This window comes from Pedococcus sp. P5_B7 (assembly GCF_054049895.1).
In genome coordinates this window covers 168379-181129 of the sequence record NZ_JBFULM010000007.1, presented here as the reverse complement: position 1 = coordinate 181129, position 12751 = coordinate 168379, and the positions used below count along the sequence as shown (strand labels likewise).

The window sequence follows — 12751 nt, the reverse complement described above, 5'->3', positions numbered from 1 at the left end:
GTGCACCGGTTCAGTGGCTCACGATGTGGCGGAACCGATGGCTCGGTCGCCCACGCCTTCGCCGGGCGCGGACTCCTCGAAGGTGAGCGTGAAGTCGTCGCCGTGCTCGGTGACGCCGGCCACCACGGCCTGCTCGACGGCCGCCATGGCATACGCACCGCGGACGATCATCGGGTCGTTGCTGAGGTCCTTGACCAGGGCGATCGCCAGACCGACCATCACGACGAGGAACGGCAGCGCCGCCACGATGGTGATGTTCTGCAGCCCTGACAACGCGTCCTCACCGCCGACGAGGAGCATCACCGCTGCCACGGCGCCGGTGGCGGCGCCCCAGAAGACCACGGTCTTGCGGCTCGGGACGAGCGTCCCGCGCTCGGAGAGCGTGCCCATGACGATCGACGCGGCGTCGGCACCGGACACGAAGAAGATCGCGACCAACAGCATCACCACGACCGACGTGATGGTCGACAGCGGCATGTGGGAGAGCATCGCGAAGAGCGTGCCCTCGGCGGATCCCGCGCCGGCCACGTCGGTGCCGCTGCGCTGCATCTGGATGCCGGCACCACCGAAGATGGCGAACCACACGAGGGACACGACACTCGGCACGAGCAGCACACCGGTGACGAACTGCCGGATGGTGCGACCCCGCGAGATGCGGGCGATGAACATGCCGACGAAAGGCGTCCAGCTGACCCACCAGGCCCAGTAGAAGATCGTCCAGCCCGACAGCCATTCCTTCATGGCGTCGCCACCCGCGGCGTCGGTGCGGGCCGACATCATCGCGAGGTCCTGGAAGTAGGAGCCCACGGCGGTCGGGACGAGGTTGAGGATGAAGACGGTCGGGCCCACGACGAAGACGAAGACGGCGAGCGCGAGGGCCAGCACCATGTTGATGTTGGACAGCCACTGGATGCCCTTGGCAACACCCGAGACGGCCGACAGGATGAAGCAGACCGTCAGCACGGCGATGATCGCGACGAGCAGCATGTTGCCCGCCTTGCCGATGCCGGCGACGATCTCGAAGCCGGAGCCGATCTGCAGCGCGCCGAGGCCGAGCGAGGCCGCGGAGCCGAACAGCGTCGCGAAGATCGCGAGCATGTCGATGACGCGACCGGCCGGGCCGTTGGTGCGCTTCTCCCCCAGCAGCGGCGCGAAGGCCGAGCTGATGAGCAGCGAGCGGCCCCTCCGGAAGACGCCGTAGGCGATGGCCAGCCCGACGAGGGCGTAGATGGCCCACGGGTGCAGGGTCCAGTGGAACAGCGTCGTGGCCATGGCGTTCTGCACGGCCTCCGGGTTGCCGGCCGCACCGGTGCCGGGCGGCGGCGTCACGAAGTGCGAGAGCGGCTCGGAGACGCCGTAGAACATCAGGCCGATGCCCATGCCGGCCGAGAACATCATCGCGACCCAGGAGACCGTGTTGAACTCCGGCTGCTCGTCGTCGCGGCCCAGCGGAATGCGTCCGTACTTGCTGGCCGCGAGCCAGATGACGAAGAACACGCAGCCCGAGGCCACCAGGGAGAAGAGCCAGCCCATGTTGTGGACGACCCAGCCGAGGCCTGCGCCCGAGGCCGAGCTGAGGGTGTCGGTGCTGAGGAAGCCCCACAGCACGAACGCGACCGCGATGGCGGCCGTGACCCCGAAGACGATGGTGTCGACCTTCCGGGGTTCGTTGGCCTGGTGCTCCACCACGACGGGGTCGAGGGCGGGGTGGTGGTTGTCGGGCAGGTGCTCGAGGGCGTCGTGCTCGCCCGAGGCCTCAGCCGGTGCGGCCGGGCCAGTGTTCGTCAGTGTGCTCACAGGGTGTTGTTGGCGCGTGCGGGCGCCGCTCCTTCGTTCTCGTCAGTTGCGTATCAAGCTCGGTCCAGTTCAAAACCGTTGCAATGCAATACCATTGCAACCGACCGCCCACCCTGTCGAGAACGAGCGCCGATCTCAAGTCGCGAGCGGGCCGACAGCGATCGGCGTCACCGAATTCGTTGCCCCGCAAGGGATTCGGGTATGGCGTGAGCCTCGCCACACGAGGCGGAACGTCGCCGGGCCCGCAGAAACCCAGGCGCTGTCTTCAGAAACCCAGGCGCTGTCTTCAGAAACCCAGGCGCTGCAGCTGCTTGGGGTCGCGCTGCCAGTCCTTGGCGATCTTCACGTGCAGGTCGAGGTAGACCTTCTGGCCGAGCAGCTTCTCGATGCCGATGCGGGCGTTGGTGCCGACCTCGCGGAGCCTCGACCCTCCGCGCCCGATGATGATCGCCTTCTGGGACGAGCGTTCGACGAAGACGTTGACCCGGATGTCGAGCAGCGGCTTGTCCTCCGGGCGGTCGGGCCGCTGCACCATCTCCTCGACCACCACGGCCAGGGAGTGGGGCAGCTCGTCGCGCACCCCCTCGAGCGCCGCTTCGCGGACCAGCTCGGCGATCATGACGACGTCGGGCTCGTCGGTCAGCTGCCCCTCGGGGTAGAGCGGGCCCGGCGACGTCGGGAGGTAGGTCGACAGGACCTGGGCGACGTCCTGCACCTGGCGGCCGTCGACGGCCGAGCAGGGCACGATCGCGTCCCAGTTGCCGAGCTGGTCGATGGCGATGAGGTGCTCGGCCAACCGCTCGCGGTCGACGGTGTCGATCTTCGTCGCGATGGCGACGACCGGGCGCCGCCGGTCCTGCTGGATCTCCTTGAGCTCACGGGCGATGAACCCGTCACCCGGGCCGATCCGCTGGTCCGCCGGCAGGCAGAACCCGATGACGTCCACCTCGAGCAGGGTCTCCCGCACGACGTCGTTGAGCCGCTCGCCCAGCAGGGTCCGGGGCTTGTGCAGCCCCGGGGTGTCCACGAGCACGAGCTGCGAGGTCGGCGTCGTGACGATGCCGCGGATGGTGTGCCGCGTGGTCTGCGGCTTCGACGAGGTGATCGCGACCTTGTGACCCACGAGGGCGTTGGTCAGCGTGGACTTGCCGGCGTTGGGCCGACCGACCAGGCAGGCGAAGCCTGCGACGTACCCGTCGGACGCACCCGAACCACTCGCAGTCATGACACTCCCTCGCGCTCGGGCTCCACCGTAGTGCGCTCGAGGCTGTCGTCGGTCGGCGCGTGGCCGCCGTCGGGGTCGGCCACGGCGACCCGCTCGACGATGACACTGGCGATCCGGTGGCGGCGACCGGCCATCCGCTCGGCGGTCAGCGAGAGCCCACCGACCTCGCACCTGGACCCGACGATGGGCACCCGGCCGATCGACTTGCCGATGAGGCCACCGACGGTGTCGACCTCGTCCTCCTCGATGTCGACGTCGAAGAGGTCGGCCAGGTCGTCGATGTCCATCGTCGCGGGGACGCGGAAGGTGCCGTTCCCAAGGTCCTCGACCCCGGGAGCCTCACGGTCGTACTCGTCGGCGATCTCGCCCACGATCTCCTCGATGATGTCCTCGATCGTCACCAGGCCGGCGGTGCCGCCGTACTCGTCGACGACCACGGCGAAGTGGCTCTGGTCGCGCTGCATCTCGCGCAGCAGGTCGTCGACCGGCTTGCTCTCCGGCACGTAGTGCATGGGGCGCATCTGGGCGGTGACCGGCAGCGTGCCCGCCTCGTGGTCGGCGTTGACCCGCCGCACGACGTCCTTGAAGTAGAGCAGCCCCAGGATGTCGTCGGAGCCGTCGCCCACGACCGGGATCCGCGAGAAGCCCGACCGCAGGAACAGCGACATCGCCGAGCGCAGCGACTTCTCGCCGTCGATGGTCACCATGTCGGTGCGGGGCACCATGACCTCACGCGCCACGGTGTCGCCGAGCTCGAAGACGGAGTGGATCATCTCGCGCTCGCCGGCCTCGATCACCGCGCTCTCCCCCGCGAGGTCGACCAGGTCGCGCAGCTCGGACTCGCTCTGGAACGGGCCGTCGCGGTAGCCGCGCCCCGGGGTCACCGCGTTGCCCAGCGCGATCAGCACGCGGGCGACCGGGCCGAGGAAGGTGCGCAGCCCGACGATGAGCGGAGAGGCAAGCAGGGCAACGGCGTCCGAGTGCTGACGGCCGAGCGTGCGGGGCGAGACGCCCACGACGACGAAGGAGACGAGCGCCATCACGCCGATCGCGACGAGCAGCCGCGTCCACAAGCCGTCGACGAGGTTGATCGCCCCGAGGGTGATGAGGACGGCGGTGGTCGACTCCGCGACGATGCGCAGGAACGCCGTCACCGACAGGTATGCCGCGCTGTCGCCGACGATGCGGTTGAGGGCCTTGGCGCCCGGTCGCTTCTCCTCGAGCAGCTCCTGGGCGCGGACCCGCGACATCCGCCAGAGGGCGGCCTCGGCGGCGGACAGCAGAAAGGCGGCAGCGACGCTGACGAGGGCGGCGAAGACGAGTCCGGTCATGACGTCACCATCACGGGGCGGGACGCCCGCGGCCCGCGAGGAAGGTCAGCAGCAGCTGACGCTGGAGCTCGAACATCTCGCGCTCCTCCTCGGGTTCCGCGTGGTCGTACCCGAGCAGGTGCAGGATCCCGTGCGTGGTCAGCAGCAGGAGCTCCTCCTCGGTCGCGTGGCCGGCGTCGGAGGCCTGCTTGGCTGCCACGGACGGGCACAGCACGATGTCGCCGAGCACACCCTCCTCGGGCTCCTCGCCCTCGCGACCCGGCCGCAGCTCGTCCATCGGGAAGCTCATCACGTCGGTGGGGCCGGGCAGGTCCATCCACTGCACGTGGAGCACCTCCATCGCCGCCTCGTCGACCAGACGAAGGCACAGGTCTGCTCCGGGGTGGACCCGCATCTCGCCCATGACGTAGCGGCTCAGCGCCACCAGCTCGAGCTCGTCGAGCTGGTAGTCGGTCTCATTGAGAACGTCGACGCTCACGCTGTCCTCGCCCTCCCGAGTCCTGGGTCCGCTCGTCCCAGTGCTCATAGGCGTCGACGATCGCGCCCACGAGGCGGTGCCGGACGACGTCCTGCGCGGTGAGGAGGGAGAAGTGGATGTCGTCGACGTCGGCGAGGATGTCGCGGACCACGCGCAGCCCCGACTTGGTGCCGTCGGGCAGGTCGACCTGCGTGATGTCGCCCGTGACGACCATCTTCGAGCCGAACCCGAGCCGGGTGAGGAACATCTTCATCTGCTCCGGCGAGGTGTTCTGGGCCTCGTCGAGGATGATGAACGCGTCGTTGAGCGAGCGGCCACGCATGTAGGCCAGCGGCGCGACCTCGATGGTGCCGGCGGCCATCAGCCGCGGGATCGACTCGGGGTCGACCATGTCGTGCAGCGCGTCGTAGAGCGGCCGCAGGTAGGGGTCGATCTTGTCGTTGAGGGTGCCGGGCAGGAAGCCGAGCCGCTCCCCCGCCTCCACTGCCGGGCGGGTGAGGATGATCCGGTTGACCTGCTTGGCCTGCAGCGCGGCGACGGCCTTGGCCATCGCGAGGTAGGTCTTGCCGGTGCCGGCCGGGCCGATCCCGAAGACGATCGTGTGGGCGTCGATGGCGTCGACGTAGTGCTTCTGGTTGAGCGTCTTGGGCCGGATGGTGCGGCCGCGGTTGCTCACGATGTTCATCGTCAGCACGTCGGCAGGACGCTCGGTGGTCTGGGCGCGCAGCATGCTGATCGAGCGCTCGACAGCGTCGCGGTTGAGCGGCTGTCCGCCGTCGATGACCAGGAGCAGCTCGTCGATCGTGCGCTCGGCCAGGGCCACCTCGGCGCTCGGGCCGGACAGGTGGAACTCGTTGCCGCGGACGTGGATCGCCAGCTTCGGGAAGGCCCGCTCCATCGTGCGGAGGAGCTCGTCCCGCGGGCCGAGGAGCGTCACCATCTGCACCTGTGGCGGGATCTCGACGGTGTGCGTGGGCACCGGGAGAGCACCCTCGGGCGCGCCCCCCAGCGTGGTCGGATGTTCAGGATCTGACATGGTCTGCCCAGTCTACGGTGCTGCTCAGCCGGGTGGCCAAGCCATTGACCGGCCGCCGAGCACGTGGACATGGGCGTGGAACACCGTCTGGTGCGCCTCGGCTCCGGTGTTGAAGACCGAGCGGTAGCCACGGTCGGCCAGCCCCTCCTGCGCCGCCACGGCGGCCACGGCGCGCATCAGGGCCGCGACGTCCTCGGGAGCCTCCTGCACGAGGCCGGCGACATCGGGCACGTGGTGGCGCGGGACCACGAGGACGTGCGTCGGGGCCTGTGGCTCCAGGTCACGGAAGGCGAAGGTCGCCTCGTCCTCGTACACGACGGTCACGGGGAGCGTGCCCGCCACGAGCTTGCAGAACAGGCAGTCCGGATCGGAGTTCCGCGTCGTCCCGTCGCGCCGGCCCGTGTCGTCCATGGTGGTGTCGTCCATGCCTGTGTCGTCCACGCCGGTGTCTTCCACAAACAAGAGGGTATCGGCGCGTCAACCGGCCAGAGGGGTTGCGCGTCTAGGTGGCGTGAGACTGTTGAGTGTGGCCGAGCGCGACCGGGGTGGTGAGGTGCGGCCGAGTGCCGACGAAGCCATCACCGAGCTGTATGCCGCGCACTGGACTGGGCTGGTGCGGCTGGCCTGGCTGCTGCTGCGAGACGACCTCGCGGCCGAGGAGGTCGTCCAGGACGCCTTCATCGCGGTGCACCGCCGCTGGGACACCATCCGTGACCACCAGGCCGCGGCCGCCTACCTGCGTCGCGCGGTGGTCAACGGAGCCCGCTCCGGCCTGCGGCACCGCGGCGTGGAGGAGCGCTACGTGACGCGCGAGCAGCAGGGCGGCCCCACTGCATACGCCCGGCACAGCGAGGCGAGCGCAGAGGAGCGCGCCCTCCAGTCCGAGAGCACCACCACCATGATCGGCGCGCTGGGACGACTCCCCCAGCGCCAGAGAGAGGTCCTGACCATGCGCTACTACCTCGACCTCAGTGAGGCCGAGATCGCCGATGCGCTCGGCATCTCCGCGGGCTCGGTCAAGGCCCATGCGCACCGCGGGCTCGCGACCCTGCGCGACCGGATGGAGGCGACGTCATGAGCGACCGCACCGACTTCCTGCACCCCGACTACGAGCCGGGCGAGTTCGACCAGGTGGAGCGACGGCTGCGCCAGGCGCTGGCCCGCGACGCCGAGCAGGTGCGCCCGTCCAACCGGCTCGACACGATCCTGCACGAGGCCCACGAGGTCGGGCCGGTGACCGCCACGGGGGGCTCGGGCACCCGGCGCTGGGTGCTGCCACTGGCCGCAGCAGCCGCGGTGGCGGCCATCATCGGTGGCGTCTGGTGGTCCGGGCAGGACGACCGACCGTCGGTCACGCCACCGGCCACCCACGGCCCCACGCAGTCAGCGTCGTCGACCGGCTCCCCGACCAGCTCGCCGACCACGAGCGCACCTGCCGCGACCGAGTCGATGTCGCTCCCGGTCTACTTCGTCGGCCCGATCGGCGACGCCAAGCCGACCTACCGGCTGTTCCGGGAGTTCCTCCGTCAGGACCTGTCCACCGGCGCCACCGCCGCGGCCAAGGCCAAGGCGGCCTTGGTGCTGGCCATCAACGCCCAGCCGTACAGCAACACCGACGGCTACCTCCAGCCGTGGTCGGGGCAGACCATCGGCGACGTGACCGTGGCTGATGGAGTGATCACGGTGCACCTGGCCAATGCCGGCTCGTCGAGTGCGGTCGTCGGCGAGGAGAACAAGCGGCTCGCCGTGCAGGAGCTGGTCTGGACCGCGCAAGCGGCGATCCAGCAGACCCTCCCCGTGCGTTTCGCGGTCGCTGACGGGTCGACCACGCTCTTCGGGTCGATCTCCACGGACCAGGACTTCACGCGTCCACCGTCGGACCGCCTCTACGAGGACGTGGCCCCTATCTGGGTGACCTCGCCCTCTCGTGACCAGGTGCTCCCGGCGAGCAAGCCGGTCGTGGTCAAGGGCCTGGCGATCGTCTTCGAGGCCCACCTCAACTGGCAGCTGGATCGCGGCACGACGCAGGTGTCGACCGGCACCGCAATGGCGTCCAGCGGAGGTCCGAGCCAGGGCGACTACTCCTTCTCGCTCGGCCGGCTCCCCGCGGGTGACTACTCGATCCGGGTGTTCGCGATGAGCATGGAGGGCGGCGACAAGGTCGCTGCCGAGAAGATCGTGTCGTTCTCGGTGAAGTGAGCTGGGGGCGGTCAGCGCCAGCGGCTGGCAGCGCTCAGCACGGCGAGGGCCGCCGGCCCGGCGCTGGAGGACCGCAGGACGGTGTCGCCCAGCCGCACCGTCACTGCGCCGGCCGCCTCGAACGCCGCGACCTCCTCGGGCGTGATGCCGCCCTCCGGGCCGACCACGACCAGCACGTCGCCCGCGGTCGGGAGCACCTGAGCGGCGAGGCTCTGGGTGGCGTCCTCGTGGAGCACGAATGCCGCCGCGGCGCCGCCGATGCGCGCGGCGAGGATCTTGGTGGTGGCCAGGTCCGCGACCACCGGCACGCGGGCGCGGCGGGACTGCTTGGCGGCCGCCACCACGGTGGACTCCCACTTGCGGCGGGCCCTGTCGGCGCGTTCGCCGCGCCACTGGACGATGGAACGGGACGCCTGCCACGGCACGACCTCGTCGACCCCGAACTCGGTCGCGGCCTCGATGGCCTGGTCGTCGCGGTCGCCCTTGGCGAGCGCCTGCACGAGCACGAAGCGGGGCTGGGCCGCGGGCTCGTGGTCGACCTCGACCACGCTGAGCTCCAGGTCGGCCTTACCTGAGCCGACGACGGCGCAGGTGAGCCGCAGCCCGGCGCCGTCGGCGAGCATGACCTGCTCCCCGACGCCGATCCGGCGGACGGTCGCCGCGTGGCGCCCCTCGGGACCGTCGAGCACGACCCGGCTGCCGACAGCGGCGCCGGCGACGACGACGGGGTCGACGAGGAAGAGCGGCAGGGTCACGACGGTCGGCTGCTACTTGGGCTTGAAGGCGTCGCGGAGCTTGCCGAACAGCCCGGGGTGAGCCGGGGACAGCCGGCCCTCCGGGCGCTCCTCGCCGCGCAGCGTGGCGAGCTCGCGCAGGAGCGCCTCCTGCTGCTCGTCGAGCCGGGTCGGGGTCTGCACGTTGGCGTGGATGATGAGGTCACCACGGCCGGTGCCCCGCAGGTGGGTGACGCCCAGGCCCCGCAGGGTCATCGCGTCGCCGGCCTGGGTGCCCGACTTGATCTCGAGCTCGTTGGTGCCGTCGAAGGTCTCGAGCTTGACCGTCGTCCCCAGCGCTGCCGCCGTCATCGGGAGCTCGACCGTGCAGTGCAGGTCGTCACCACGACGCTGGAACGTCTGGTGGGGGCGGACCGCGACCTCGACGTAGAGGTCACCAGCCGGGCCGCCGCCCTGGCCGACCTCGCCCTCGCCGGCGAGCTGGATGCGGGTGCCGGTGTCGACGCCTGCGGGGACCTTGATCGTGAGGGTGCGCCGGGTGCGGACCCGGCCGTCGCCGGAGCACTCGAAGCAGGGGCTGACCAGCACCTCGCCGTAGCCCTGGCATGTCACGCACGGACGGGTCGTCATGACCTGGCCGAGGAACGAGCGCTGGACCTGCTGGATCTCACCCCGACCGCCACAGACGTCGCAGGTCCGCCGGGAGGTCCCGGGCTGGGCGCCGTCGCCGTGACACGTCGAGCAGACCACGGCGGTCTCGATGGCGAGCTCCTTCTCCGCACCGAACACCGCGTCGGCGAGGTCGATGTCGAGCCGGATCAGGGCGTCCTGGCCGCGGCGCTGGCGGGACCGCGGACCGCGCTGGGCCTGGCCGGCACCGGCGCCGAAGAAGGCGTCCATGATGTCGCTGAACGAGAAGCCCTGGCCGAAGCCCGCTGCGCCACCGGCGTAGGGGTCGGTGCCCATGTCGTAGGACCGGCGCTTCTCGGCGTCCGAGAGCACGTCGTAGGCCTGCGAGACCTTCTTGAACTGCTCCTCGGCCTCCGGGCTCGGGTTGACGTCAGGGTGCAGCGTCCGCGCCTTCTTGCGGTAGGCCCGCTTGATGTCCTCGGGGCTGGCGTCCCGGGACACGCCCAGGTCCTGGTAGTAGTCGTTCAACGAGATGTCCTTGGTGTCGATGGTGCTGACAGTCGGTGGGGCAGGTGGACGCGCGTCACTGCGCGAGGATCCGGGAGACGTAGGTGGCCACGGCCCGCACCGACGCCATCGTCGTGGGGTAGTCCATGCGGGTGGGTCCGAGCACGCCCAGCCCGGCGACGAGGTCCGAGCCCGAGCCGTACTCCGTCGAGACGACGGAGGTGGACTGGAGTCCGGCGAAGGGGTTCTCGTGCCCGATCCGCACCGAGACCGCGTCGGAGGTCTCCCTGGCCGTGCCGAGCAGCTTGAGCAGCACGACGTGCTCCTCCAGCGCCTCGAGCACGGGGCCGATGCTGAGCGGGAAGTCGGTGCCGACCCGGGCGAGGTTGGAGGTGCCCGCCAGCACCACGCGCTCCTCGCGCTCCTCGACGAGGGCGTCGTCGAGCGACTGCACGACGGAGCGGACCAGGTCGCGGTCCGCGGGGTCGAACTCGTCGGCAAGGCTGGCCAGCGACGCGGCGGCCCCCACGAGTCGCTGCCCGACGGCCCTGGCGTTGACCTTGGCGCGGACCAGGCCCAGGAGGGCCTCGCCGTCCGTGGCGGACAGGTCGTGGGGGGTTTCGATGACGCGTTGCTCGACCCGGCCGGTGTTGACGATCAGCACGACCATGAGCCGGCTCGGACCCATCGGCACGAACTCGATGTGGCGCACGGTGGACCGGGTGAGCGAGGGGTACTGCATCACGGCGACCTGGCGGGTGAGCGAGGCCAGCAGCCGCACCGTCCGGTCGACGACGTCGTCGAGGTCGACCGCCCCCTCCAGGAACTGGGCGATGGCGGCCCGCTCGGCGGCGGTCATCGGCTTGACGGAGCTGAGCCGGTCGACGAACAGCCGGTAGCCCGCATCGGTGGGCACCCGTCCGGCGCTGGTGTGCGGAGCGGCGATCAGCCCCTCCTCCTCCAGCGCGGCCATGTCGTTGCGCACCGTCGCGGCCGAGACCCCCAGCTGGTGGCGGTCGAGCAGCGACTTGGACCCCACCGGCTCGGAGGTCTGGACGTAGTCCTGCACGATCGCGCGCAGCACGGCGAGACGACGTTCCTCGCTCAATCGACACCTCCGTTCGGTCAGGTTGGCACTCACACTCAGCGAGTGCCAAGTCTACGTGGTTCCCGGGCCGGGACCAGCACGGGCGGCGCGCCCGCGTCGCGAAGGCGCGTCCGCGGCATACCCTGCCTCGGTGTCCGACCGCTATGGCTCCGATGTCCTGTCCGGTGACTGGAAGGTCCCCCCACGGGGTCGCTCCCGCGAGGTCGAGGCCGAGACCGGGCTGGTCGTCGAGGACGTCGAGACCGGCTGGTGCGGCGCCGTGGTCCGCGTCGAGAAGGCCGGCGGCATGCGCGTCGTCCACCTCGAGGACCGGCGCGGGCGCACCAAGGGCTTCCCGATGGGACCGGGCTTCCTGCTCGACGGCGCCCCTGTCGTGCTGACCCCACCCACCGCGGCGGCCCGCGCCCAGCTGGCCGAGGCACGGATGGCCGCCTCCCGCACGGCCTCCGGGTCACGGACCGTCGAGGGCGCCCGCGCCAAGGTGGCCAGCGGGTCGCGGATCTTCGTCGAGGGCCGCCACGACGCCGAGCTCGTGGAGAAGGTCTGGGGCGCCGACCTGCGGGTCGAGGGAGTGGTCGTCGAGATGCTCGACGGCGTCGACGACCTCGTCGGGGCGATCGCCGAGTTCCAGCCCGGGCCCGGGCGCCGGATGGGCGTGCTCGTCGACCACCTGCTCCCCGGGACCAAGGAGCACCGCGTCGTCCAGGCCGCCGCCAAGGGGCCGTATGCCGCGCACGTGCGGGTCCTCGGCCACCCGTACGTCGACGTGTGGCAGAGCGTGCGCCCCGAACGGCTCGGGCTCACGGCGTGGCCGGTCATCCCGCGTGGGCAGTCGTGGAAGGACGGCATCTGCGACCACCTCGGCTGGCCCCACGACAGCCAGGCCGACATCGCCCGCGCCTGGAAGCAGATCCTCGGCACGGTCCGCTCCTACGCCGACCTCGAGCCGACGCTGCTCGCAAGCGTCGAGGAGCTGATCGACTTCGTGACGGAGTCGCGAGATTGATACAGCGTGACGGAGTCGCGAGATCAATACAGCGTCACAGAACCTGGCCATTGAGCCCTCGGGTCAGGGTCGGCCCTGACTCGCCCCTGACCACACCCCCGAACCCACCCCGAAAGAGCAGCTCTGCGCCCGATCATGCGTTTCACTGGGTACAGACCCACGCAGACCACGGAGAGAGCCATGACCGACCAACCCCAGCAGCCGCAGTCGAACATTCCGCCACCGCCGCAGCAGCCACCGCAGCAGCCGCCACAGGGCTACGGCGTGGCGCCCCGGCCCATGTCGCCGCAGGACGAGAAGACCTGGGCCACCCTCGTGCACCTCGCGCCGTTCGTGGCGGCTCTGGTGGGCATCCCGTTCCTCGGCCCACTGATCGTCTTCCTCATCGTCAAGGACCGGGGGCCGTTCGTGCGGTTCCACGCGGCGCAGGCCCTCAACTTCCAGATCATCATCACGATCGCGTTCTGGGTCTTCGGCCTGCTGTCGTTCGTCCTGATCGGGATCCCGTTCCTCATCATCACCGCCGTCGCCTGGGTGGTCCTGTCGATCGTCGCGGCGATCAAGGCGAACAACGGCGAGTGGTACCGCTACCCGCTGACGCCCGAGCTGGTGAAGTAGTCGCCTGGTGAAGTAGTCGCCTGGTGAAGTAGTCGCCTGGTGAAGTAGTCGCCTGGTGAAGTAGTCGCCTGGTGAAGTAGTC

13 protein-coding genes are annotated in these 12751 nt (G+C 70.3%); 4 read left to right on the top strand and 9 right to left on the bottom strand.

Annotated features, from left to right (window positions below; translation table 11 throughout):
- Window positions 1–18 precede the first annotated feature (18 nt).
- From ACXJKD_RS16845 to ACXJKD_RS16820, 6 genes are all read right to left on the bottom strand, one after another.
- Window positions 19–1725 carry a BCCT family transporter gene (locus ACXJKD_RS16845; protein WP_457255885.1) on the bottom strand — a complete coding sequence of 569 codons (1707 nt, stop codon included), beginning with the start codon at window positions 1723–1725 and terminating at the stop codon, window positions 19–21.
- A 358-nt stretch (window positions 1726–2083) separates the two neighbouring features.
- On the bottom strand, window positions 2084–3022 hold the full coding sequence (era, locus tag ACXJKD_RS16840; protein WP_457255787.1) for a GTPase Era: 939 nt from the start codon (window positions 3020–3022) through the stop codon (window positions 2084–2086).
- Window positions 3019–4353, bottom strand: coding sequence for a hemolysin family protein (locus ACXJKD_RS16835; protein ID WP_457255785.1), 1335 nt, complete (start codon window positions 4351–4353; stop codon window positions 3019–3021). Before ACXJKD_RS16835 ends, era begins: the two co-directional genes overlap by 4 nt.
- Window positions 4354–4363: 10 nt before the next feature.
- Window positions 4364–4831 carry an rRNA maturation RNase YbeY gene (gene ybeY / locus ACXJKD_RS16830; RefSeq protein WP_457255784.1) on the bottom strand — a complete coding sequence of 156 codons (468 nt, stop codon included), beginning with the start codon at window positions 4829–4831 and terminating at the stop codon, window positions 4364–4366.
- Window positions 4809–5867 (bottom strand): PhoH family protein, encoded by a 1059-nt coding sequence (locus ACXJKD_RS16825; protein WP_457255782.1) that lies wholly within the window; start codon window positions 5865–5867, stop codon window positions 4809–4811. The genes ybeY and ACXJKD_RS16825 overlap by 23 nt, the downstream gene beginning before the upstream one ends.
- A gap of 24 nt (window positions 5868–5891) precedes the next feature.
- Complete coding sequence (locus tag ACXJKD_RS16820; RefSeq protein ID WP_457255780.1) at window positions 5892–6293, bottom strand: histidine triad nucleotide-binding protein; 402 nt, start codon at window positions 6291–6293, stop codon at window positions 5892–5894.
- Between the two features lie 85 nt (window positions 6294–6378).
- Between ACXJKD_RS16820 and ACXJKD_RS16815 the strand changes: the two genes are divergently transcribed.
- Together ACXJKD_RS16815 and ACXJKD_RS16810 are read left to right on the top strand one after the other, a co-directional pair.
- Window positions 6379–6945 carry a SigE family RNA polymerase sigma factor gene (locus tag ACXJKD_RS16815; RefSeq protein WP_457255778.1) on the top strand — a complete coding sequence of 189 codons (567 nt, stop codon included), beginning with the start codon at window positions 6379–6381 and terminating at the stop codon, window positions 6943–6945.
- The gene (locus ACXJKD_RS16810) at window positions 6942–8066 is read left to right on the top strand and encodes a Gmad2 immunoglobulin-like domain-containing protein (RefSeq protein WP_457255777.1); all 1125 of its coding nucleotides are present in this window, start codon (window positions 6942–6944) and stop codon (window positions 8064–8066) included. The genes ACXJKD_RS16815 and ACXJKD_RS16810 overlap by 4 nt, the downstream gene beginning before the upstream one ends.
- A gap of 11 nt (window positions 8067–8077) precedes the next feature.
- Here the strand turns inward: ACXJKD_RS16810 and ACXJKD_RS16805 are convergent, their stop codons facing one another.
- Genes ACXJKD_RS16805 through hrcA form a run of 3 tightly spaced genes read right to left on the bottom strand, consistent with a single transcriptional unit; the run spans window position 8078 to window position 11045 of the window.
- On the bottom strand, window positions 8078–8821 hold the full coding sequence (locus ACXJKD_RS16805; RefSeq protein ID WP_457255776.1) for a 16S rRNA (uracil(1498)-N(3))-methyltransferase: 744 nt from the start codon (window positions 8819–8821) through the stop codon (window positions 8078–8080).
- 12 nt (window positions 8822–8833) lie between these two features.
- Window positions 8834–9958, bottom strand: a complete 1125-nt coding sequence (gene dnaJ / locus ACXJKD_RS16800) for a molecular chaperone DnaJ (protein ID WP_457255775.1) — start codon at window positions 9956–9958, stop codon at window positions 8834–8836.
- A gap of 55 nt (window positions 9959–10013) precedes the next feature.
- Window positions 10014–11045: a heat-inducible transcriptional repressor HrcA gene (gene hrcA, locus ACXJKD_RS16795; protein ID WP_457255773.1), complete on the bottom strand. Its 1032-nt coding sequence runs from the start codon at window positions 11043–11045 to the stop codon at window positions 10014–10016.
- 130 nt (window positions 11046–11175) lie between these two features.
- Between hrcA and ACXJKD_RS16790 the strand changes: the two genes are divergently transcribed.
- Both ACXJKD_RS16790 and ACXJKD_RS16785 read left to right on the top strand, forming a co-directional pair.
- Window positions 11176–12051, top strand: coding sequence for a DUF3097 domain-containing protein (locus ACXJKD_RS16790; protein WP_457255772.1), 876 nt, complete (start codon window positions 11176–11178; stop codon window positions 12049–12051).
- Window positions 12052–12231: 180 nt separating this feature from the next.
- The gene (locus tag ACXJKD_RS16785) at window positions 12232–12669 is read left to right on the top strand and encodes a DUF4870 domain-containing protein (RefSeq protein ID WP_457255770.1); all 438 of its coding nucleotides are present in this window, start codon (window positions 12232–12234) and stop codon (window positions 12667–12669) included.
- Window positions 12670–12751: the final 82 nt, after the last annotated feature.